General features: G+C 68.5%; 18 protein-coding genes. 7 read left to right on the forward strand and 11 right to left on the reverse strand.

Annotated elements, in window-relative coordinates:
• Positions 1–63: 63 nt before the first annotated feature.
• Positions 64–741: an MFS transporter gene (locus ACIBCM_RS12225; protein WP_399242034.1), complete on the reverse strand. Its 678-nt coding sequence runs from the start codon at positions 739–741 to the stop codon at positions 64–66.
• Positions 742–834: 93 nt separating this feature from the next.
• Between ACIBCM_RS12225 and ACIBCM_RS12230 the strand changes: the two genes are divergently transcribed.
• Positions 835–1,125: a hypothetical protein gene (locus tag ACIBCM_RS12230; RefSeq protein ID WP_399242036.1), complete on the forward strand. Its 291-nt coding sequence runs from the start codon at positions 835–837 to the stop codon at positions 1,123–1,125.
• 115 nt (positions 1,126–1,240) lie between these two features.
• On the opposite strand, the gene ACIBCM_RS12235 is transcribed toward ACIBCM_RS12230, so the two are convergent.
• Together ACIBCM_RS12235 and ACIBCM_RS12240 are read right to left on the reverse strand one after the other, a co-directional pair.
• Positions 1,241–1,576, reverse strand: coding sequence for a hypothetical protein (locus ACIBCM_RS12235; RefSeq protein WP_399242038.1), 336 nt, complete (start codon positions 1,574–1,576; stop codon positions 1,241–1,243).
• A gap of 9 nt (positions 1,577–1,585) precedes the next feature.
• Positions 1,586–2,632 carry a hypothetical protein gene (locus ACIBCM_RS12240; RefSeq protein ID WP_399242039.1) on the reverse strand — a complete coding sequence of 349 codons (1,047 nt, stop codon included), beginning with the start codon at positions 2,630–2,632 and terminating at the stop codon, positions 1,586–1,588.
• A gap of 147 nt (positions 2,633–2,779) precedes the next feature.
• Here ACIBCM_RS12240 and ACIBCM_RS12245 point away from each other — a divergent pair, with 147 nt between their 5' ends.
• Together ACIBCM_RS12245 and ACIBCM_RS12250 are read left to right on the forward strand one after the other, a co-directional pair.
• Complete coding sequence (locus tag ACIBCM_RS12245) at positions 2,780–2,947, forward strand: DUF1989 domain-containing protein (protein WP_399242041.1); 168 nt, start codon at positions 2,780–2,782, stop codon at positions 2,945–2,947.
• A gap of 284 nt (positions 2,948–3,231) precedes the next feature.
• Positions 3,232–4,191 carry a formylglycine-generating enzyme family protein gene (locus ACIBCM_RS12250; RefSeq protein WP_399242043.1) on the forward strand — a complete coding sequence of 320 codons (960 nt, stop codon included), beginning with the start codon at positions 3,232–3,234 and terminating at the stop codon, positions 4,189–4,191.
• Positions 4,192–4,320: 129 nt separating this feature from the next.
• Here the strand turns inward: ACIBCM_RS12250 and ACIBCM_RS12255 are convergent, their stop codons facing one another.
• The 3 genes from ACIBCM_RS12255 to ACIBCM_RS12265 all read right to left on the reverse strand — a co-directional run bounded on the left by ACIBCM_RS12255 (position 4,321) and on the right by ACIBCM_RS12265 (position 7,689).
• Entirely contained in the window at positions 4,321–5,829 is a 1,509-nt protein-coding gene (locus ACIBCM_RS12255; RefSeq protein ID WP_399242045.1) for a sensor histidine kinase, read from the reverse strand.
• A 35-nt stretch (positions 5,830–5,864) separates the two neighbouring features.
• Positions 5,865–6,599: a response regulator transcription factor gene (locus tag ACIBCM_RS12260; RefSeq protein ID WP_399242047.1), complete on the reverse strand. Its 735-nt coding sequence runs from the start codon at positions 6,597–6,599 to the stop codon at positions 5,865–5,867.
• A gap of 664 nt (positions 6,600–7,263) precedes the next feature.
• Entirely contained in the window at positions 7,264–7,689 is a 426-nt protein-coding gene (locus ACIBCM_RS12265) for a hypothetical protein (RefSeq protein ID WP_399242049.1), read from the reverse strand.
• A 1,500-nt stretch (positions 7,690–9,189) separates the two neighbouring features.
• On the opposite strand from ACIBCM_RS12265, the gene ACIBCM_RS12270 reads away from it, so the two are divergent.
• Entirely contained in the window at positions 9,190–11,151 is a 1,962-nt protein-coding gene (locus ACIBCM_RS12270) for a sulfatase-like hydrolase/transferase (protein ID WP_399242052.1), read from the forward strand.
• Positions 11,152–11,592: 441 nt separating this feature from the next.
• Here ACIBCM_RS12270 and ACIBCM_RS12275 read toward each other — a convergent pair whose 3' ends face one another.
• The gene (locus tag ACIBCM_RS12275) at positions 11,593–11,745 is read right to left on the reverse strand and encodes a hypothetical protein (protein WP_399242054.1); all 153 of its coding nucleotides are present in this window, start codon (positions 11,743–11,745) and stop codon (positions 11,593–11,595) included.
• A gap of 87 nt (positions 11,746–11,832) precedes the next feature.
• On the opposite strand from ACIBCM_RS12275, the gene ACIBCM_RS12280 reads away from it, so the two are divergent.
• Entirely contained in the window at positions 11,833–13,158 is a 1,326-nt protein-coding gene (locus tag ACIBCM_RS12280; RefSeq protein ID WP_399242057.1) for a hypothetical protein, read from the forward strand.
• A gap of 26 nt (positions 13,159–13,184) precedes the next feature.
• Positions 13,185–15,299, forward strand: a complete 2,115-nt coding sequence (locus ACIBCM_RS12285; RefSeq protein WP_399242059.1) for an AIPR family protein — start codon at positions 13,185–13,187, stop codon at positions 15,297–15,299.
• Between the two features lie 16 nt (positions 15,300–15,315).
• Here the strand turns inward: ACIBCM_RS12285 and ACIBCM_RS12290 are convergent, their stop codons facing one another.
• The 3 genes from ACIBCM_RS12290 to ACIBCM_RS12300 form a co-directional block, all read right to left on the reverse strand.
• Positions 15,316–16,932, reverse strand: a complete 1,617-nt coding sequence (locus ACIBCM_RS12290; protein ID WP_399242062.1) for a protein kinase — start codon at positions 16,930–16,932, stop codon at positions 15,316–15,318.
• An 83-nt stretch (positions 16,933–17,015) separates the two neighbouring features.
• The gene (locus tag ACIBCM_RS12295; RefSeq protein WP_399242064.1) at positions 17,016–17,207 is read right to left on the reverse strand and encodes a hypothetical protein; all 192 of its coding nucleotides are present in this window, start codon (positions 17,205–17,207) and stop codon (positions 17,016–17,018) included.
• Between the two features lie 9 nt (positions 17,208–17,216).
• Positions 17,217–18,062: a helix-turn-helix domain-containing protein gene (locus ACIBCM_RS12300; RefSeq protein ID WP_399242066.1), complete on the reverse strand. Its 846-nt coding sequence runs from the start codon at positions 18,060–18,062 to the stop codon at positions 17,217–17,219.
• Between the two features lie 261 nt (positions 18,063–18,323).
• On the opposite strand from ACIBCM_RS12300, the gene ACIBCM_RS12305 reads away from it, so the two are divergent.
• Positions 18,324–18,737, forward strand: coding sequence for an ATP-binding protein (locus ACIBCM_RS12305; protein ID WP_399242068.1), 414 nt, complete (start codon positions 18,324–18,326; stop codon positions 18,735–18,737).
• 39 nt (positions 18,738–18,776) lie between these two features.
• On the opposite strand, the gene ACIBCM_RS12310 is transcribed toward ACIBCM_RS12305, so the two are convergent.
• Positions 18,777–21,974, reverse strand: coding sequence for a type I restriction endonuclease subunit R (locus tag ACIBCM_RS12310; protein WP_399242070.1), 3,198 nt, complete (start codon positions 21,972–21,974; stop codon positions 18,777–18,779).
• Between the last annotated feature and the right edge of the window lie 77 nt (positions 21,975–22,051).

The following is a 22,051-nucleotide window of genomic DNA, read 5'->3' on the forward strand; positions in this document are numbered from 1 at the left end:
GCGCGGGCGGGGCCTCCTGCCGTCCCTGCGGGCGGGACTTGGCCACGGGGTACACGCAGGTGGTCAGTCCTTCGCCGCGAGCGCGGCGAGCTTCGCGGCGTCGCGGTCCGGGCCGGTGAGGAGGAGCGCCGCCGCGGCGGCGAGGGCCATGGAGATACCGAGGACCAGGAAGCCGTCGCCGTACCCGGCCGCCGACGACTCCCCGGAGGCGACGAGCTTTCCGACGACGACCGGGGCTATGACACCGCCGAGGCTGTAGACCGCGGTGATGATGCCGAAGGCCATACTGCGCTGCCCGGCCGGGATGACATCGGCGAGCCCGGCGAAAGCGGCGCCGTATCCGGCGGAGTTCAGACACGAGCTGAGGATGAGAAGCGTCATCTGCCAGGGGCCGCGCTCCAGTGCCGAGAACGCGACCGTGCACAGACCGGAGGCCAGAACCATCACGGAGGGGAGGATTCCGCGTGTTGCGCGGTTGCTCATACCGCGTTTGGTCATCGACCGGGAGAGCAGTCCGACCGAGATGATCGCGAGCGCGCTGCCCAGATACGGCAGTGCCACGAGGCTGCCGGACGTCGTGGCGTCGTAACCGAGGCCCTCCTCCAGATACAGCGGCAACCAGCTGACCTTCACCGAGGTGCAGGCGTACGCCACGAAGAAGAGCAGCATCATGCCGATGAGGGTCCTGGTGCCGAACAGCCGCCCCAGGGGCACGCTCTTGCCCTGGGGTGCCCGACGCATCGGGCTCCCGGGCCCCGGCCGCGCCTGGAACCGGGCCCGTTGGGCGATGTCGGGCATATGGCATGATCGTTTGGAACAGTGAAGAGGTGAGCCATGGACAACGAGAATGAGAACGAGAAAGAGATCGAGACCATCTGCCGGGTCTGCGGTTTCGACGAAGACGGGGTTTTCTGGGAGGACGGCTGGCCGACGGCGGACATCTGCTCGTGCTGCGGCAACGAATCCGATGTCGGCGACTCCAGCGTCATGGGCCTGCGCAACTACCGTGGCTACTGGGTGGGTATCGGAGCCCCGTGGAGGTCCGAGCTTGAGGGACGCAAGCAGAAGCAGCAGGGCTGGGACCTGCTGACGCAGATCGCGAACATCCCGCCGCAGTGGCGCTGACCCGGGGACCCGGCGGCGGCCTCACGGGGTGAGCCGACGGCAGCGGCTCGGCGGTACCCCGCGTACCAGGGGGCCGCGCCGGGGATCCGGCCCTTCGCCGGAGGCAATCGCCGCGTCAGCCGTCGTTGTCCAGGGCGGCCCTGAACCCGCGATCCTGAACCACCGGGAAGGCTTGGCGTGTGGCGTCGACCCATGCGTCGATCTCGGCAGGGGACGATCTGATGGCGCTGATGAGTTCCTCGATCACCACCAGCTTCAGCTTCCCGACGTTCAGCCTGAGCTCCTCCAACGACACCTCTTGGTACGGCATGCCGAGCTGCCACCAGAACCTCATCAGGTAGCGGCACTCCTGCTGGTCGCGGTCGTCTGCCAGCCGATCATGTATGACCGTCCGGACGCACCGCCGCTGCTCGTCGTCACGGAAGCCGCTTCCGAGTCCGGTCAGGGTCACGCCGGGACACTACCAACCGCGTATCACCGCGCCCTGCGAATTTCCAGCGCCTCGCGGCCGGGCCCGGACGGCGCTCCACCGTCGCACCGTGTCCCCCTCCGTGGTGAGCCAGGTGCCGTCCCCGAGGGGCAGCGGCGACGGGCCGCCCGTACCGGCGTAGTCGAGTTCGGTGACCGGCCGCAGGGTGGTAGCGTCCAGGACGAAGTGGCGGGTCTCCTCGGCCCAGGCGTCCTCACCGGCCGCGGTGAGGATGTGTACGCCCTCCAGAAAGCCGGGCAGTCCGGCGAAGACGAGGTCGTCCGGCAGCACCTCGGCGGCCGTCGACGTGACGGGCTCGACGCCGGAGAAGTGGCGGGTCAGGGACTCTCCGCCGACGGCCATGGCGAGGAAGTCCGCCGGGCCGGCGCTGCTTCCGGTGAAGGGTTCGTCGAAGGTGCCGACCGTGGTCAGTCGCCACTCGTCGCCTCTCGGGGCGGCGATCAGGGAGTACGCCTCGTCCTGTCCCTGCGCCGCGTTGAGGAGTACGCGGTCGCAGGCGGGAAGCATGTGCTGGAAGGCGTACGAACCGTACCGGGTCGGCAGGACGGTTCGGGAAAGGACCTCCCCGGTCGTCAGATCCAGGGCGAGCAGCGTGTCCTGCGGTGGGGCCCCGGCGGTGTCGTCGTGCGTGACCGCCAGCAGCCGCCCGCCACGCGGGTCGACGGCACAGGCACCACCGGTGGCCGCACCGGGCCAGGTGCCGTGGGGGACCGTCCACGCGATGCCGCCGTCGGCGGTGTGGAGAGCGACGGCGCCGCCGCTGCTGACGGCGAGCCCACCGCAGGCGAGCGGAGTGACGTACAGCCGGCCCTCGTACGGGAGCCGCCAACCGCGCCGTTCCTCGAAGACGGTCCCGGCGTCCGGACTGATCCGGGCCGCGTGTACGTCCCGGCCACCGGTGGCCACGAGCCAGTGGCCACCGTCCCGCACCTGAAAGAGATCGATGTTCCCGGCCGCGGCCCCCAGCCCCGGCAGCCGCGCCTGGGAACGAAGCTCCGCCCCGGTCGTCCCGTACACGACGCTCCCCCTGCTTCTTCCTGCTGCCGACCCCACGAGGCCCGGCCCACCGCGTGCTGGCCTCGGGCGGGCCGGATGCCGTAGCAATCATGTGCCTCCGGACGTGTCAACGGATACGAAGGGCGAGCGAAAGGGCGCGACGCTGTCATGAGCGACACCGTGCGGGAGCTGATCGTGCCGGCGCAGAAGGGGCGGGCGTTCAGGGCGGTCAAGGACGAACTCGTCGAGATCACCGACATCGAGGGCCGGCAGGTCGGCGACCTCTGGGTGATCGACGCGGCCGACCACGGGCGCTGGCGGCGGGAACAGGTGTGAGCTTGCGTAATCCCTGGCATGGACACGGGAGTTGGAGGGCTGATCGGAGCGCTCGGCGGCGCTGCTCTCGGCGCCGGGGAAGCGAGGGTGCGGTGATCACCGCCCTGAAGAGGCCCGGTACCAAGCCGATACCCGCCAGGAGTGCGCACCATCGGTGGCTTGGGCGAATGCGGCGCGAGAGCTGTGCGCGATGTGCTGAGAGGGCCGATTCCCAGCCTGTCGCCATGTCAGTTGATGGTGTATACATTCGATGCGTGGTTGCGCCGCCGGGGAGAGGAAACGGTGTGGGTGTGTGCTGCGGGCCGGCCCGTGAGCCGGCTGACCTCGTCGCCGCGGACAGGCCCGTCGTGGACGTCGCGGACGCGGAGCCGGAGCGGGGGTTGGTGCACCTCGAAGGAGGCACGTTCCGGATGGGGGACGCGTTCGGCGAGGGCTACGCGTCCGACGGTGAGTCCCCGGTGCACGCGGTGCTCCTGGATCCGTTCGCCATCGGAGCCACCACGGTCACCAACGCGGAGTTCGCGGCCTTCGTGGCGGAGACGGACTACCGCACCGATGCCGAGCGTTACGGCTCGTCCGCGGTGTTCCACCTCGCGCTGCGCGCCCGCGCACACGACGTCCTCGGCCGTGTGGCCGGTGCCTTCTGGTGGCTCAACGTGGAGGGCGCGGACTGGGCGCACCCGGGTGGCAGGCGTTCCCGCTGGGAGGATGTCCCCGACCATCCTGTCGTTCATGTGTCGTGGCACGACGCGGTGTCGTACTGCCATTGGGCCGGGGCCCGGCTGCCCAGCGAGGCCGAATGGGAGTACGCGGCGCGCGGGGGACGCAGTGGCTCGCGTTACCCGTGGGGGGACGAGCTGGCCCCGGACGGGGAGGACCGCTGCAACATCTGGCACGGCACCTTCCCGACCCGCAACACCATGAGGGACGGCTTCTTGAGTACGGCCCCCGTGCGGTCCTTCCCGCCGAACGGCTTCGGGCTGTACGAGGTGGCCGGCAACGTGTGGGAGTGGTGCGGGGACTGGTACTCACCGGCGTACTACGCGCATTCTCCGTGGCGCGCCCCGCGCGGCCCGTCCAGTGGCAACACCCGGGTGATCCGTGGTGGCTCCTACCTGTGCCACCGGTCCTACTGCAATCGATACCGTGTTGCGGCCCGTTCGGCCAACACCCCGGATTCCTCCGTCGGCAACTGCGGCTTCCGCATCGTGCGGAACGGGTCCGAGCCGCGTCCAGAAGACTGAATCCGCCTACGGTGTGCGGAATGCGGACAGGCTCGGATCAGAGCGGCGGCCCGGCCCGATCACCGCTGTGGGCTCGGCACCAGCGGGTATCGCCGTCCGCCGGACGTCCGGACCGACCGGCCGGCGGAGTCAGGTCTCGATGCGGAGCCGTGGCAGCAAGACTCGGAAGCGGCACCCTTCGCCGGGTTCCGATCGCAGTTCTATGCGGCCGCCGTGCGCGGTGACAAGTGCGTGGGCGATGGCGAGGCCGAGTCCGGAGCCCCCGCCGGCCGCGCGGCTGCGTGAGTTGTCCTTGCGGTAGAAGCGCTCGAAGACCCGCTCCTTCTCATCCGCCGTCAGACCCGGGCCCGAGTCCTCGATCTCGATGACGGCGTGGCCGCCGACCGACCCGACACCGACACGGATGCTGCTGTCGGGCGGTGTGTGGTGCAGCGCGTTTCCGACCAGGTTGCTGACCACCTGGCGCAGACGCGCCTCGTCCGCCAGGGCGGGAGCCGATGTGGCTTTGCCTGCGTCCGGGCCGGTCAGCTGCACGGACCGGTCCGGAGCCATCGCGTGGATGTCGTGCAGTGCGTCGACGGCGAGGGTGCGCAGATCCATGGGCGCCGGGTCCAGAGGGTAGGGACTGGGAGCGGCGGGCCCGGGCCGCGCGAGGGAGCTGTTCTCATCGAGTGTCGCGAGCAGCAGCATGTCCTCCACGAGCTGCCCCAGTCGCTGGGACTCCCTGGCTATTCGTTCCATGGTCTCGTCGACGTTCCGCCGGGTCGGGAGAGCGCCCATGCGGTACAGGTCCGTATAACCCTTGATGCCGACCAGTGGAGTACGCATTTCGTGACTGGCATCGGCCACGAAGCGACGCATCCGCCCCTCGGCCTCCTCCCTGGCCTGAAAGGCAGTCTCGATCTGGACGAGCATCCCGTTGAGTGATGCCGTGAGCCGGCCCGTTTCGGTACGAGGCCCGGCCAGTGTCGGGACGCGGCGGGAGAAGTCGCCATGAGCGATGGCCGCCGCGGTTTCCTCGATACGGGTCAGCGGGCGAAGACCGGAGCGTACGGCGAGCCAGCCGACCAGTGTGAGCAGGCAGACCAGGAGGCTGCCCACGGTGACGGAGATGTTCCGGATCTGGCTCACGGCGTCGTCCACCTGATTGAGCGACGATGCCACGACCACCTTGAGGGGTGCCTCGACGGCGCCGCCCGGGGGAGTGGCGGGCGACCTGTAGGGCACCGCGAGGGCACGCCATCGCCCCGACCCGTCCAGTGAGTCGACGGTGAACGGTTCGCCCTGCCTCGCGTCGAGGGACCGGGCGTCGAGGGCGGGCAGCTCCGGGCCACCGCCCGGCGGTGTCAGTTCCGGAGGCAGCCTGCGCAGGACTTCGCCCTGACGGTTCACGTAGACGACCACTGGATTGTTGAACTGATTCCACTGTGCCGTGAATTTCTTGGCCTGCGGGAGTTTCAGGGTGGCAACGGAAGGCCGGGCGCAGATCTGCGCGAGGATCTTGACCCGGGAATCTGCCTGCTCCATCAGATAGCTGTTCAGCGCACTGCTCACAAAGAACCCGTTGGCCAGCAGGCCGATGGTGAGCAGCGTCGCGGCGAGGAACAACAGGCGTGCGCGCAGGGAGTACCGGTTCACGGCCAGCCGGATTCGTGACGCCGATACGCGCAGAATCATCTGTGCGGACCACGCATGACGTAGCCGACCCCGTGGACCGTGTGGATGAGTTTCGGCCCTCCATTGTCTATCTTGCGTCGCAGATAACTGATGTAACTGTCCACGATGCTGGGATCTCCGCCGAAGTCGTATCGCCAGACGTGTTCCAGGATCTGCGACTTGGACACCGTACTCCCGGGGTTCGAAAGGAGGAAATGCAGGAGTCTGAATTCGGTCGGTGAAAGTCGTACAGGAACGCCTGACCTGGTGACCTGGTGGCCCTCGGGGTCGAGTTCGAGGTCAGCGATCGCCAACGTCGATCGAGGGTTTCCCCTGGTTCTCCGCAGGATTGCCTGGATGCGTGCGATCAATTCCTCGAGATCGAATGGCTTGGTGACGTAGTCGTCGCCGCCCAGAAGAAGCCCGTTGACTTTGTCCCGGGTTGCTTCGCGGGCGGTGAGGAAAATGACGGGAATGGGGCACGGTCGGCTGGTGGCCGGCGAGTTCGGCTTCTCCCGCAGGCGCCGGATGACGTCAAAACCGTCCATGTCGGGAAGCATGACGTCCAGCAGAATCAGGTCGGGAGGGTGCTGTGCCGCCCGGTCCAGGGCTTGCTCGCCATTGGCAGCCGTATCCACGGTGAAACCCGCGTAGCGCAGTGCGGTCGGCAGCAACTCCCGGACGGTCTGCTCGTCGTCGACGACGAGCAGGTTACCGCCGGCCGCGGAAGGTGGAGTGTTCATCGTCGGCATCCTGGGCAGCAGTGGTCGCCTCGCGGGCGCGGGTTTATGAGTTCCTGGCCGCGACAGCCGCGGGCCTCGTACCGTCCGGCGACACGGTGGGCTGCGCTCCGCACCACAGCCGCGGAGGGGCGCCTCATGCGCCGAAGGCGGTAGCGACCTCCCACCGTAACCTGCGGCGGCCCCGAGGGGGCCGCCTGGGAGGCAGGCCAGGAGCCAATTCCCGCTCAGATCCGCTTCGGCACCTCCCATTTGTATTCCCACGATTGTATTCCCACGATACCGATGCTGAAAAGTCCGGAAGCCGTGGTTGGCCACGAGAGCAGCACTGTGCACAGAAGGGACGACACCGAGGCGCGTCCCGGCCTTACTGAGGGAAGCCGAGCAGTGATTTCAACGGCCTCGTGCGCGCGGAGGGGGCGAGGGGGGCCGAGCGGTGGCCACGTGGCCCGCGGACGAGCAGCGTGGACATCAGCAGGGCCGGCCCCACGGCCCACAGCGGAACCATGCTCGTGACAGCGGGACCGGCTGGCTCCGTGGCCCGGTTGTTTCAGCGTGCAGACTGTTCGGCGTCGCGTATCCGAGAAGGGCGTCACGGTGGCGGCGGCGATGGCGGAGGCCCCGCCTTCCAGAACGTGCGGGTCACGGTGCCCGGACTCTTCGGGACGGATGCCTTTCAGGGTTTCACTTCTTTACCGGGGTAGCCGTCGTGCACGTTCTCTCCGTGTCCGGCGTTCAGGAATGAGTGTGAAGCCGGGCCGCGGTTCTCCGAGATCAGGTCGTACGCCTTGCGCTGTGTGCGGGTCACCCGGGCATACGCGGTCGACCGGCCGCCGTTCACGGCCCCCGTCTTGAACGGGTCGGGCATGTGGGCCGCTTCGGAACCGGTAACGTGTTCCCCGACCGCCGTCTCGACCACCTCACGCATGGCCGGCTCGGCAACCCGGCTGCCTTCGGGCGCCTGGAGGACCACCCTCGCGCTCGCTCCATCGGCCAGCTGCCCCTGGAAGCGCTCATCGATCAGGTCGTACGTGCGCTGGGACTCGGCCCTGGGCATTCGAAGGTCGTCGGGCCGGAGGACGGGGCCCTGGGCGGCGGCCATGCCACCCGGCGCGAGGAACGACATCCACAACAGGACCACGGAGCAGCGGCGCCGCAAGGCGAACCGGCCGAGTCGCAGAGCAGGGCTGCCACGTGTGGCTCCCGGGAGGGGAATCGACGATCTGGAGGCTGCCGCCGTGGACGATCGTGCAAAGGCGTGGCCCTTGCACAACCGGGTGCCCGGCGAACGGCACATTCCGGAGGGCGTCCCCGACGCGGCCGGTGTTCACGTCCATCGGCCCGGATGCACTCTCCCAGCCCACTCCACTCCGCCACTTCCTGGGAGTTTCCGGGGAACAGTGAGTCAGTTTTGCTCTGAAATAAGACTGATAGCACCGTTTCTTGCCATCCCTGAAGACTGCGGATTCCCAGAGAACTCGCAGGAAGTGGTGACATCGGATGAGAACACCGCCGCCACGGCAGCCAAGCTGATTCCCGGCGGCAGTTCCTCGGGAGCGACTGACAACCCGCGGTACACATCCGTCAGCACGTGACCGGCGTGCCCGCCGCGGTGGCCCCGCTCCACCGCGGCGGGTTCTGTCGATGGCCGGCTCTCAACGAACCGACCGCCTGCTTCATGCTCGCCCCGTCCTTCCTGCCTCTCGGCAGCGATGGCTCGACGTCCTGCCCGGAAATGGAGCGAACTGTGCAAAGCCTGAACAGAAGTTGTCCCGGCGAGCGTTCGGCGGCGCTGCGGGCGCATGGGCGGCCGCCGCTGTGGCCGGACCGCCGGCCTCCCGGGCTCACGCGGCGACGGCCCCGGCGGTCACCGGGGAAGGCGTCGACCGGCCGGCCCATGAACCGCGGCTCCTGGCCCGGCCCGGAGCGGCCCGGGCGAAGGCGGACGCCGGGCGCAACTGCTCTGCCGGACAGCGGAGCCCGGCAGCAGGCGCCGTGACCGTGCCCACCGGCTCTCGGGGGAAGGAACCTGCTCACAACAGGCCCTCGCCGGACCTGCGGGACCACTCGCAGGGTCATGTACGAGGGCGGTGCAGGCGGCCCCCAGCAAGCGATCGCGGCCGGACCCGTGCCCCTGCGCGAGAGGCCGGGGTGTCTCGTCGACGTCCCGTCACCACACCACTCCTCCGCACCGCCGGGGCTGTGGTGGAGGCCGTACTCAATGAGGTCGAAGGCGTCTGCCGGGGTGCCGTGCCGCGAATGCCGTCGACCGCGATCCTCCTCTCGGGCAGCCGGCCGCGCCAGGCGTTGTAGCGGTGCACACCGTACGGTTCGGCGCTTCGTTCCCCGGGTAGCGCTTCCCGTCCGAGGTCATCGCGGGCCGCGTACGCCGGCCCGGCCTCCCGACCTGCGTGCACCGACGGCTGCCGGACCAGGCGTCAGCGGCCGTGCGTGGTGCCCCGAAGCCCGGGTGACCGGCTGATCCGCACGGCAGGTGAACCGCTCTCCCCTTCCCGGCGGTTCACAGCCTCCGTCCCACGGATGGCTTCGCCGCTCTCCGACGCAAGCCACCGTCTCCACTCGAAACCCCTGGAGTGAACCCATGCCCACATCTCGTGGTCCCGCACATTCCCCCTCTGCCGCCGCACCCCGCCCAGGTCTCTCCCGCCGGAGCCTGGGCGGACTGGTCGCCGCCGGTGCGGTGGCCGCAGCAGCCACGCCAGCCGCCGCCGACACCCGTGCCACGGACCGGGACCCGGACCGGCCCGGCGTACGAGCGCGGCCCAACATCCTGTGGCTGGTCGCCGAAGACCACTACCCCTTCATCGGCGCCTACGGAGACACACTCGCCCGGACCCCCACCCTCGACCGGGTCGCCCGTGAGGGGATCCGGTACGAGCACTCCTACTCCGCCGCCCCCGTCTGCGCACCCTCCCGGTTCGCGCTGCTCACCGGCGTACACCCGGCCACCGCGGGCCCGGCCCAGCACATGCGGGCGCAGGGCGCGATCCCGGACTTCCTGCACGGCTTCCCCCAGGACCTGCGCGAGGCGGGCTACTACACCACGAACAATGACAAGACCGACTACAACGCGGGATTCGACATGGCCGCCACCTGGGACGAGTCCAGTCGGTCGGCACACTGGCGGAACAGGCCCGCCGGCGCACCGTTCTTCGCCGTCTTCAACGAGGGGAGCACCCATGAATCCGTGCTGTTCTCGGCCGTCGACGGCCGCACCCGCCCACAGGACGTGACCCTGCCCGACTATCTGCCCGACACCCCTGAGATCCGCAAGGACTTCGCACACTACTACGACGCCATGGAGACCATGGACTCCCGAGTCGCCCTCCGCCTCGCGGAGCTGGAGGCGGCCGGCCTCGCGGAGAACACCATCGTCTTCTGCTACTCGGACAACGGAGGCGCTCTGCCCCGCTCCAAGCGGTACTGCTACGACGAGGGCCTGCGCACCTCACTGATCATCCGCTTCCCCGCCGCGTGGCAACACCTCGCACCGCGCCCGCCCGGCTCGGTCGAACAAGGGGCCGTCACCTCCGTGGGCTACGCGCCGACCGTCCTCGCCCTCGCCGGCGTCGACATACCCCGGCATGTCCAGGGCAAGCCCTTCCTCGGCGTACACCGTCATCGGCCCGCCCGGTACGCCTTCGGCGGCCGCGACCGCATGGACGAGCGCTACGACATGGTCCGCACCGTCCGCGACGACCGTTACCGCTACCTGCGCAACTACACCCCCCACCGGCCGTGGGGCCAGCACCAGGCCTTCGCGTGGATCGCCCGCGGCTACCAGTCCTGGGAACAGGCCCACATCGACGGCGCCCTCACCGCCGTACAGGACCGCTTCTGGGGGACCAAGCCGGCCGAGGAGCTCTACGACCTGCACACCGACCCCGACGAAGTCCGCAACCTCGCCGGCGATCCCGCGCACGACGCCACCCGCCGCCGCCTCGGCCGGGCCCTCGACGAGCACCTGATCGACATCCACGACAACGGCTTCATCCCCGAAGGCAGCCCCCTTGAGGGCTGGGAGGCCAGCCGCGCGCCCGGCGCGTACCCGCTGCGCCGCGTCCTCGCACTGGCCGGGCGGGCGATCACCCGAAGAAAGCGGCATCTCTCCGAGTTCACCGGCCTGTTGGGCCACGGGAACGAGGCCATGCGCTACTGGGCCGCACAGGGCCTGCTCATCCTCGGCTCCGAGGCCGCCCCGGCGGCACGCCGCCTCGCCCGCACCCTCACCGACGACCCGTCACCACAGGTCCGGATCGCGGCTGCGGAGACGCTGATCCACCTCGACCACACCGCCGACCGGGCGGTCGCGTTCCTCGCCGACACCCTGGAGCACCACGACGACCCCCGGGTACGCCTCCAAGCACTCAACGCCCTCACCTTCATCCCCCGCGAGGTCGCCCGCCCCGCCTACGCGGTGGTACAGAAGGCCGCACTCGACCAGAACGAATACCTCCGTAACGCCGGCCGCTATCTGAAGTTCGTCCTCGACGGCACCTACACACCGGCAAGCCCCGTCTTCCACATGCCCGGCGGCTGGTAGTGCTCTGTTGGTGGCCCCTGTCGCTCCGGGGCAGGAGGCGGGCCCCGGAGCGCCGCTGAGAGCCCGGCGCCGGATGCCGGGAGGAATCCAGCGGTCAGGGGCGCGTGGGCAGTCCGGCCGAGCGGCTCGTACGGTTCCCGTCGCTCAGCGGGCGTGCTCGGCTGCCCGGGCCAGGAAGCGCCGCCGGGCTGTGAACGCCGCTCTCGAACACGCGGTGGCCACGGGCCAGCTCCCGGAGAACCCGCTTCAGCGGACCCGCCGGAAGCGCGTCGGGTCCACCGACATGGTGGACCCGCGCGTCCTGGTGAACAGCGCGAGTACGCGCTCCCGCCCGAGCGCAGCTGGTTGAAGCGGATCACGGGTCCACCACGCTGATGGCCGGCCGCCGTGCCCCGAGTAGATCCTGCCCCTTGCGGATGTAGCGTGTGGAGCTGAGCATCTTCAGTGGGCGACCATGGCGGAGCGGGCCCGTTCCGGCATCGAGCCGACCTCGGTCGGGTCCGACACGCCCTGGGCGACCGCGGACAGTGCGTCGTCACACAGTGCGCGGCGGGTGATCCGCGGGCGGCAGATGAGCTCGCGCCGCAGTACCATTCGCCTGACTTCGGCACGGTGTGCCGGCAGGCGGTTCGGGGGGACTGGATGGCATTCGTACGACCACAGCAGGCAGAGCCTCCGTCTGTGGCACGATCGCCCCGGCTGGCGATTCTGCGCCCTGACAATGACCTACTTCGTCTGCTCGATGCCGACCGCACCAAGGAAAGGTCCTACTCCCAACCCTGCCGTGACTGGCCCGAGGTCAAGTCACACCTCGCGATTCTGCTTACTCCTGCCGACGAGCAGGGTGACGAAGGTGACCGGGAGCAACCGGAGCGGATCTGGGGGCTGGGCATCGTGCGCCCTGCTCACGAGACCGACCGGGACCGGAAGGTTGTCGTCACCGCTGCCCGAAGGATTCAAGGCCTGGTGCCTTTCGCGGGGCTCTGGTGCGCCAGCGGCGAACGGGACGGTGCACTCGCGAGGCCCCTACCGGAAAGTGGGCCTGTCACGGTCGGCGCGGACATCGTGTTCGCCAATCTCCGGCGCGCCTCCCCTGATGTGGAGCGGGAAGTCCAGGCGCTGTTGCCGTTGCTCGACGACGGCGAAGACTGGAGCGACCGGGAACTCCGCTGGCGCGATGAGCGTGACGCTCTGCTGCTCTTAGCCAAGATCGCCGGGTTGGCCCCGAACGACTTCCAGCCGGTGCGCGGCTGGGACAGGACGGCCGCCCGGGCAGGCTTCCTCAGCGGGCTGACCGGGAATGCGGTTCAGCCGATGCTCGATGACATCCGCGGGCGGACAGCGGAGAGGTTCAGCGGTGTCGGTGAGACCGTCGTCCAGGCGTTCGCGAGCAGCGGGGGCCGCCAAAGCTATGACTTCGAGGCCACGTCGATAACCGAACGGCGGGTCATCGACGGCGGGGAGGGTTCCCTCGACGCCTACTACTACCACGTCGACACCCGGACACTCGTCGTACTGCGCTATCTGTGTCCTGGCCCGAAGGGGCTCTTGTCATCCGACGTCCGGCACAGTCTGGACGATTTCCTCGGCCGTGTTCACCGCCTGCCGAGATCCGCTCGACGCAGCGCCGGCGACTACGGCTTGCTGGACGACCCTCTCTTTCTCCGTATCCACGAGCAGGTGCCCTTCACTGCTGCCCTGCACCGGACGAGCTCCGGCGCGATCTACCCGTACGGCCAGATCGAGGCAGCGGTCTCGGCCGCCGGATTGCATGGTCTCGGAGGTCCGTCCACCGACATGCTCACCCGCCACCTGGTGCCGACGGACTTCGCCCGCTTGGTGCGAGACGGCTGGTTCGGTGCGCGCCACGTGCCCTTCGAAGTGGCCTTGGACTGGGTGGAGGCCACCGTCGAAACGGTCGGTGTCGCTCTGGTGGTCGTCGACTTCAGCAGTCGGCCGCGTGGCAACGGCTCCGGGATCGGGACGCGGGCTCAGGGCATCACGTGACATCACCAGTGGGAAGGCAACCATCCATGGCCACCTCGGGGGCGGACACGCCTCGCCAGGTAACGCAGGTCCGCGAGCAACTGCACGAGACGTTCGACGGGGTGATCGCCGACAGCGACATCGCCCACTTCCGAGGGGGCAACTACGAACAGCGCTTTCTCTCCCGCGCTCTCGCGGCCCTCGCGGTACGACGCGTGGGCAAGTGCGGCGTGGCCGAGGCAGCCCGGTTCGTGACGGACGGGATCGCGGACCAGGGGCTGGACGCCATCGCCCCCCTTCCCGAGAGCGGGCAGGTGCTGCTTGTCCAGGCGAAGTGGAGCGACAAGGGTACGGCGACCTTCGACGTGGACGCCGCCAAAGCGATGGTCGACGGTCTGAACCGGATCGAGAACGAGCTGTACGACCAGTTCAATCAGCGTGCCGCCGCCCTTGCGCTGGAAGCCAGACCGCTCCTCATCAAGGAGAAGACCATCCTGGTCATCGCGCTGATGGGCACCGTTAAGCCCTCCCCGCCGGCGCGTGAGGTCCTCGACAACGCTCTCCGCGAGTTCAACGAGCATGGTGCACGCCTGAGTACCAAGGTACTGGTCGCCGCCGATTTCCATGAGCAGATCCACGCGGACCTCCGGCCGGAGCCGATCTGTCTGGATGTACGGCTGGACGACTGGTATCAGCAGAAGGGACCGCTTGAGGCCTATCAGGGCACGGTCACCGCCGAAAGCGTGGCCGAGTGGTACGAGACGCATGGTACCGGCCTGTTCGAACAGAATCTCCGGGCCCCGCTCGGGACCACCGTCACCAATGCGGAGATCGGTCAGACCCTTACCGCCGATCCCACCAAGTTCTGGTACCTGAACAACGGCATCACCATGATCTGCGATTCACTCACGGCCAGGCACGAAAGTGCCAAGGCGCCGCGGAACAGGCCGACCACTCTCGCCGTGACCGGAGCGAGCATCGTCAACGGCGCTCAGACGGTACGGGCTGTCGCCAGGGCCATGCATGATGACGGCGAGGCCGCGGCCCATGCCACTCTGAGCATCAAGGTCATCAACACATATGAGGACCGGGAGTTCGGCGTACAGGTCTCGCAGGCGGCGAACCGGCAGAACGCCATCGAACAGCGCGATCACATCGCGCTCGAACCCGTGCACCAGGCGATCAAGGCCAACCTGCGCGCCGAACTGCGCAAGCAGTACGTGATCAAACGGGGTGAGCCGGTCGCTGCGCCCGAGACCGGTTGTTCACTGGACGAACTCGCCCTCGCCCTTGCTTGTCTGCACCCGGACGCGGAACAGGCCGCCCGAGCCGCCAGTTCCACGGAGAACCTCTGGGAGCAGGGTTCCACAGGCAGCCACACCCTGCTGTTCAAACGCGAACCCTCACCGCAGAAGGTGTGGCGTTCCGTGCTCACGCTGCGCGCGGCACGGAGTGCGGTCTATGAACTCGGCAGCGGGCAGAACAGCCGCGAGGCGGCGACCGCGGAGCACGGTGGGTTTCTCGTCACCCACCTGCTCTTCCAGCATCTCGGTGCCACGAGCATCGATGACCCCGACTTCGACTGGGACAGCGAGGTCCTGGAGAAGATCCCCGCCCTCGTACCGGACCTGGTGCGCCGGCTGACGCACGAAATCGTCACTCGGCCTGGCCCGCATCCTCAGATCAGGACCGCCTTCCAGACTGCGCAGACATGCCGCGAGCTCGCGAAACAAGTCCTCGGCGATCTGGCCGATGGCGTCGCCCTTCCCGCAGCTCCCGTGAAGGAGCGCAAGCCGCGCCGCCCGAACACTGTGCCGCTCCTGGTCGACCGCCGTGTCATCAAGGACGGAGCCCCCCTCCGGTACGTGGCTCTGAACGAGCCCGAGCGTGAGGCCATGGAAGAGTGGCTCGTCGAAGACGAAAGGCGACGCCAGGCGACCTGGGCCAATCATCGGACCAAGCCGATCCTTTGGGCGTACGACGAGCAGCAGTACTCGCCGTCCGGGCTGGTGTCGAAGATGTGGGCGGATGCCGAATGGGACGATCGGCCGGTGGCCAACCAGGGGACGGCTCGCTGGTTCCCGGCGGAGGGCCGCAGCCTGTGGAATCTGGCCCAGCGCATCCACAGTGAAGAGGACGAAGACGGCGAGGACGGGGCATGACGGTACCGTCTGGACGTCAGTAGGGGCCCGAGCCCTCCGGGCGGCGCAGCCGGGCGAGGAGGCCGGCGATCTCGCGGGTCTCTTCGTGTTCCTCGCCGTGGAGGACGCACATGTCCTCGTGGAGGGCGTCGAGTACGCCCTCGGCCTCGGTGCGGCGGCCTTCGGAGAAGAGGAGGATGCCAATGCTGCGGCGCAGGTCGAGAGCGGTCTCGGAGGCGTCTCCGTCCGTGTCGGACACGGTCTCCAGGACTTCCTGGAACTCCCGCAGAGCGGCGGGGGCCTGGCCGAGATTGGCCCGGCAGTGGGCGGCGTGCCGACGGCACTCCAGCGCGTTGTCGCTGGACGGTCCCGCCGTACGGGCGTAGACGGCGGCCAGTGCGTCGAACTCCGGCAGGGCACGCTGGAAGTCCTCGCCGGCCATGAGAACCGCCGCGCGCTGCCGCCGAAGGCCGAGCACACGCGGGTTGTGCGCGCCGAGAGCGGTGAGCGCCGTGGCGATCGCCGCCTTGAGGACATCCGCGGCCTGGGTGAACCGCCCGCTCTCGGCGAGGTCCGCGGACCGGGCGTAGGCGTCCCGGATCGCGTCCCGCAGCGCGGTATCGACACGCGCCGGGACCGGTACGGGAGCCACCGGCTCGGGTGAGGACGCAGGCGCCGGGGGCCGCCGCAGCGGTGCGTTCGGCCAGCGGTAGATCACCGTCGGGTCGGGCACCTCGGAAGGGGAGCCGCCGTCGGTGAAGACCACGGGGTCAGCTGCTGAACCCGGTTGCGGCAGGTGCGGCGACAGGCGCTCGTACACCGCGTACGCGTCGGCCGGACGCTGCTCGGGCGCCTTGGCCAGCAGGCTCAGGGTCAGCGCCTCCAGGTCCTCCGGCACTTCGGGCCGCAGGGTGCGCAACGGCGTCGGCGGCACGTCCATGTGCTGGTGCAGGAGCTGGTAGTCGTTGTGGCCGCTGAAGACAGGCGCACCGGCGAGGAGTTCATGCAGCACACAGCCGAGCGCGTAGAGGTCGCTGAGCGGCGTGATCTGCGCGCCGTCGATCTGTTCGGGCGGCATGTAGCGGCTCGTACCGATCCGGTTGCCGGTGGCCGTGAGCCGGGTGACGTCCGTGCGCAGCAGCTTCGCGATGCCGAAGTCCAGCACCTTGACCGTCCCGTCCGCGGCGATCAGGACGTTGTCCGGCTTCAGATCGCGGTGCACGACCGGGATGGCGTGGGCGTACGACAGGACCGTGCAGATCTGCGCGACGATCGAAGCGGCCCAGCTCACCGGGAGCCGTACCGCCGCGCCGTCCTCCGCGCCTGTGAGCACCCTGCGCAGGGAGACCCCGCGCACGTACTCCATCACCAGGTACAGCCGGTCGAACGACGCCTCGTCCAGCACCGCGTCGAAGACCTGCGGCACGCCGTGGTGGCCGATGCGTGCGGTGACGCGTGCCTCACGCTCGAAGCGGCGGGTGAACTCCTCTGCCTGCGCGGGTGTCGCGACGACGTCGGGCCGGATGAGCTTGACCGCGATCTCCCGGTCGAGAACGGCGTCGTAGCCGCGCCAGACCGTGCCCATGCCGCCGGACTCGATCTCCTCGATCAGCTCGTAGCGGCCCTGCTCACCGATTCTCCGTTCCTGCGCCACGCGTTGCGCCCCCGTTGTCCTGATGCCCTCGTCACCTGACAGCCGTACACGGTACCGATTGGCGGTGTCGGGCGTTGGCGGTCCTACAACAGGTGGTCTGCCTTGCCGGCCTTGATGTCGGTGATCAGGGTGCGCAGGGCTTCGAGGGAGTCGGTGAGGTAGTGGTCCTCTTGTCCGGCAACGGCTATGTAGCCGTTGCCCTCGGTGTCGGTGCCGAGGCGGAAGCAGTTGTTACCTTCTGCGCAGTAGGGGGTTTCCCACGTGATGGCAGGCATGAGGGCACCTCAGAGTTCACGGGCGACAGTGTGGATGAGTTCCTGAGATTTTTCGGGGCTCAGAGAGTGCGTATCCATCCAGTCGAGGTGGGCACGGAATCTGGCGAGTTGGGCCTCGGCATCGAGGAACTCGGGGCCGTGCGTGGAATCCAACTGGACTGTGTCGAGCTGCCGCACGGGACCTTCCGCGTACAGGAGGGCGTGCCCCGCTCCAGGAAAGCCGTCGCAGCTGACGGGGATGATCCGCAGAGTGATGTTGTCGCGCTCGGACATGACCTGTAGGTGTTCGAGTTGGGTCTGAGTGACCTTGCGCCCACCAAACTGCATACGGAGGGCCGCCTCGTGGATGTATCCGGTGTACGGAAGTGAGATCGGCTCATCGAGAACCTGCTGTCGATCCATCCGGTGCTTTACGCGCAACTCGACCTCGAAACGGGACATGCGGGGCAGCCCGGAGTTGAACACCGCGCGAGCGTACTCCTCGGTGTGCAAGAGGCCAGGCAGATGGACGATCTGGCCCGTGAGTAGGCGTTTGGCATGCCACTCAAGCTCGGCGATGTCGAGCAGTCCAGACGGCAAGGTGCCGCGGTACTGCTCCCACCAGCCGGGCTCCGTTTCATTGGCCATGGCCGCCAAGGCGTCGACGTAAGTATCGTCAGAGCAGTCGTAGTTGCTGGCCAGCGTCCGCACTCGCTCCTGGCTCGTGATCCGAGTGCCTGCTTCCATGTTGGAGATCTTCGCGCGGTCCAGGTTCAGCAGGCCAGCTGCGTATTGCGTGCTTGCACCTGCCGCGAGGCGGAGTTTGCGCAGTTCAGAGCCAAGTCGCTGTTGGCGTTCTGTGGGTGCACTTCGCATTGACTCGCTGTCCTCTCTGCCTGGCCCCGCCAGTCTGCCGCGGTTCGCATGCTTGGTCCAACTCTACTGTGGCAAATTGCCATTGAATCTGTGGCGCCATGCCATGGGGGTCCGCTAGCGTTGGGCACGCGCAAGTTACACAACGCGATGTCGGAAGCGCACCGCGCGATCACGCCCGTCCGCCCTGGGACGGGTGTGCCCACGACCAGGGCGGTAGGCCACCGGCGACCCCAAACCCCTCACGCAGACGTGGAGTTCGCCATGCCCGAGATCCCCCTCGTACCCATCCACTGGCATTTCCCTGCCCACCCCACCTCCGTGCGGCGGGCCCGGCACGCCGTCGCCGAATCGCTGCCGCACGCCCTTCGGCCTCACCTCGGCGACGATCTCGGGCTGTTGACCTCGGAGCTGGTCACCAACTCCATCCGCCACGGCGCCCGCCGGGAGGACGAGGACCTCATCGAACTCGTCCTGTGGCCTGCCGACGGACACTACTGGCTCGCCGTTTCCGACCAGGGTCCGGGCAATCCGACGCTGGTCCACCCGGACCCGGACTCCGAGAGCGGTCGGGGTCTGCTCCTGGTCGATCACCTCGCCACCGCCTGGACCGTCCGGCCCCGCCCCACGCGCGGAGCATCCGTCATCGCGGGCCTCCCTTTCCGCCAGGACGGTTGACGGGGCGGAGCCGACCGCCGGGGGAGACCGGGCGTGCGGTCAGGCCGCCTCGTCGTCGATGTTCTCCTCCCGGCGGATCATCCGCCAGGCCGCCCGGCGCGCACTCTGGTTGAGCGACTGCTTGAAGCTGTCGTCGTGGCTGAAGTACTGGCGTCCCATATCGGCGATGGTGTCGATGTGCTCGGCCATCTTGTCCTCGAAGACCTCGTCGAAGACGAGCCCGAAGTTCTCCTCGTCGTTGACGGCGGCGGCACGGACCTTCGGGTCCGCCTTCGCCTCGTCGAACGGCGTGAGCACGTCCTGTTCCGTGAAGTCGGTGCCGAACTTGTCGTTGAACTTCTCGATCAGCTCCGACAGCGGGGATTTCTCCTGCTCCTTGGCACCGCCCGCACCCTCGCCGAAGCCGCGCAACCCCGCCGGCCCCTCGGCGGTCAGTGAGAGGTCGTGCTCGCCGGTCCTCTGCACCCGCAGGTGACTGAGGTCGAGGTCCCCGATGTCCACGCCGCCGTCTCCGCGTCGCGGCAGACGGTTGAGCAGGTGGCGGCCGTAGAGGTAGAGGCATTCGAGGTCGGCGTCGCGGTAGGGCACGATCTGTGAGAGGAAGCCGTACTTCCGTACGTAGTCGTTGAGATCGGCGCGGAACTGCTCGGCGGCAGCGCCGGCCTCCTCGTCCGGGTCACCGGCCTCGTCCTTCCGGTCCAGCAGCTCGGTGAACCGCTCCACGGCGGGGCCGAGATGCCGGTACAGCTCCGCGTGCAGCTTCTCCCACCGGGCCACCGAGCCGGCGGCCTTCTCCTCGGCCGCCAGATAGGCGTCGGCGAACTCCCGCATCTCCTCGTCGACGAGGACGTCGGGCTGCATGACCTTGCTCTGCGCGGTGTAGAGGAGGTTGGGATCGGAGGGGAGGGTGTTGGCCTCCTCGAAGTAAGGGCGGAAGGACTCCTTGATCTCTTCGGCGTCGTTGACGAAGTCCAGTACGGCCAGGTCCGCCTGCGACTTGCGGTCGGCGGTGCGGTTCAGCCGGGAGAGCGTCTGGACGGCGCTGATGCCCGCGAGCTTCTTGTTCACGTACATCGTGGTGAGCAGCGGCTGGTCGAAGCCGGTCTGGTACTTCTCGGCGACGACCAGGATGCGGTACTCGCGCTGCGTCGCCCTCCCGCCGGTGCGCACGGCCTTGTCGTCCTTGCGCGTGTACGCGAACGCCTTCGGCAGCGCGGACTCGGCCAGACCGCCGTTCTCCTTCGGCTCGGTGGTCTCCTCGCCGTCGTACGGCAGGCTGCCGGAGAACGCGACCAGGACACCGGGGTCGGCGTACGCCTGGTCGTCGACGTACTTCCTGATCGCACGGGCCATCTGCACGGCGCTGTGCCGGGAGGCCGTCACCACCATGGCCTTGGCCCGCCCGCCGAGCCTGCCGGCGGTGTGCGTGCGGAAGTGCTCGACGATCACGTGCGCCTGTTGGGTCACGGTGGAGTCGTGCGTGAGCGCGTACCGGGCGAGCAGCGGATTCGCCTTGGACGGGTCCACCTGCCGTTCGTCGGGGTTCTTGTTCACCAGCTTCCAGTACGTGTCATACGTGACGTAGGTGCGCAGGGGATCGAGGATGAAGCCCTCCTCGATGGCCTGGCGCATCGAGTACGTGTGGAAGGGCACGTACGTGGGCTCGCCGCCCACGGTCTCCAGGGTGCCGAAGAGCTCAAGGGTTTTGGCCTTGGGCGTGGCCGTGAAAGCGAAGTAGGAGAGGTTCGCGGCCTTGCTGCGCTGGATGGCCTTCCGGACGAGCTTGGCGTCGGTGGTGGCCGCCGCGTGCTCGGTGGCCCCGGCCTCGTCGGAGTCCGAGTCCAGGCCCAGCTCGCGCAGGGCAGCGCGGACGGCCGTGGCGGCGTCGCCGGACTGCGACGAGTGCGCCTCGTCCACGATGATCGCGAAGTTGTGGCCCTGGATCTCGGTGGGGCTGCGGCGCAGATAGTCGAGGAGGGCCGGGAAGGTGTGCAGCGTGACCGTGATGATCTTCCCGGTCTCACGGGACAGTGCCTGGGCGAGCTGGGCGGACTTCGCGCCGTGCTTCTCGTCGATCTTCACCACCAGACCGGCGTTCTTCTCGAAACTGCCGACGGTCTCACGGAGCTGGGCGTCGAGATTGCGGCGGTCGGTGATGATCACGACCTTGTCGAACACGGGCGCGCCCGGCTTGAGCCCGGCGGCCAGGGCATCGGGGTCGATCCCGGCCGGATCGGTGGGAGTGTGCAGCGACGACAGGCGGTGGGCCAGCCACCCGATGGTGTTCGACTTGCCGGATCCGGCGGAAGCCATGCCGAGGTAGTGGTGACCGGCGCCGTGGCGGGCCGCGTGGGCGGCGAGCTTCTTGACGATGTCCCACTGGTGGTAACGCGGAAAGATCAGCTTCTTGCGGGTCCGTCCGTCCGGGCCCTTCTCTTTGCTGAGGTGCACGAACCGCTCGATCAGGTCCAGCCAGGTGTCCGGCTGCCAGATCTGCTCCCACAGGTACGAGGCCGCGTACGTCCCGGCGACGGTGGGCGCCGGATTCCCCGCGCCGCCGGGCTTCCCCGGGCCTTCCGAGCCGGTGTTGAACGGCAGGAACCGCGTCGGCTTGCCCCGCAGCTCCGGCGCGACGAACACCAGGTCCGTGTCGATGGCGAAGTTCGCGATCACGCGCCGCGCGAAGATCAGCTCCGTGGGGTCACGGTCCGTGCGGTACTGCTCCTTGGCGGCCTCCACGCCCTGGCGCGTGAGGGCGTTCTTCAACTCGGCGGTCGCCAGCGGGATCCCGTTGAGGAAGAGGGTGAGGTCGAGCCGCTTGCCCTTGTCCGCCTGCTTGGCGGCGTACTCCAGCTCCTTGACGAAGGTCAGCCGGTTCGCCCGGTAGTCGTCGAGGACCGCGTCCGACGCGACGAGCGACGGCTTGAAGTACGCGAGCCTGATCAGGACACCGTGGTCCTTCACACCCTTGCGGAGGACGTCCAGCACACCGTCGCTCCCGATCGCCTGGTCCACGCGTTTGGCGAACCCGGCCTGGGCGGTGTTGGGATCGCCTCCGTAGAGGGCGATCAACTCGGCCCAGTCGTCGGCCTGGGTCTCGCCGATGAACTCGAAGAGTTGGGCCGTGTCGAGACCGAGAAGGGGGCGGTAGTCCTGTCGGCTTCCTTCACGCCACTCGTGCTTGCGCATGGTGGCGACTATTGCGTTCCTGAAGGCTTCTTCGTCGTGGATGGACATGAGCGGCTGTTCCCCCCGCTTTCCGGTGATCAGGTACAGAGTTCGGGTTGCCTGCGGTGTTCAGTCAGAGCCGCGCG

The organism is Streptomyces sp. NPDC051018 (assembly GCF_044456085.1).
In the GTDB taxonomy this organism is placed as follows: Bacteria; Actinomycetota; Actinomycetes; order Streptomycetales; family Streptomycetaceae; genus Streptomyces.

Coding starts and splice junctions, on each gene's coding strand:
- ACIBCM_RS12260 (WP_399242047.1), bottom strand. CDS start 6,599: ATGCCGACGATGAACACTCCACCTTCCGCGGCCGGCGGTAACCTGCTC.
- ACIBCM_RS12230 (WP_399242036.1), top strand. CDS start 835: ATGGACAACGAGAATGAGAACGAGAAAGAGATCGAGACCATCTGCCGG.
- ACIBCM_RS12295 (WP_399242064.1), bottom strand. CDS start 17,207: ATGCCTGCCATCACGTGGGAAACCCCCTACTGCGCAGAAGGTAACAAC.
- ACIBCM_RS12285 (WP_399242059.1), top strand. CDS start 13,185: ATGGCCACCTCGGGGGCGGACACGCCTCGCCAGGTAACGCAGGTCCGC.
- ACIBCM_RS12305 (WP_399242068.1), top strand. CDS start 18,324: ATGCCCGAGATCCCCCTCGTACCCATCCACTGGCATTTCCCTGCCCAC.
- ACIBCM_RS12265 (WP_399242049.1), bottom strand. CDS start 7,689: ATGGCCGCCGCCCAGGGCCCCGTCCTCCGGCCCGACGACCTTCGAATG.
- ACIBCM_RS12275 (WP_399242054.1), bottom strand. CDS start 11,745: ATGGTACTGCGGCGCGAGCTCATCTGCCGCCCGCGGATCACCCGCCGC.
- ACIBCM_RS12245 (WP_399242041.1), top strand. CDS start 2,780: ATGAGCGACACCGTGCGGGAGCTGATCGTGCCGGCGCAGAAGGGGCGG.
- ACIBCM_RS12225 (WP_399242034.1), bottom strand. CDS start 741: ATGCGTCGGGCACCCCAGGGCAAGAGCGTGCCCCTGGGGCGGCTGTTC.
- ACIBCM_RS12300 (WP_399242066.1), bottom strand. CDS start 18,062: ATGCGAAGTGCACCCACAGAACGCCAACAGCGACTTGGCTCTGAACTG.
- ACIBCM_RS12310 (WP_399242070.1), bottom strand. CDS start 21,974: ATGTCCATCCACGACGAAGAAGCCTTCAGGAACGCAATAGTCGCCACC.
- ACIBCM_RS12270 (WP_399242052.1), top strand. CDS start 9,190: ATGCCCACATCTCGTGGTCCCGCACATTCCCCCTCTGCCGCCGCACCC.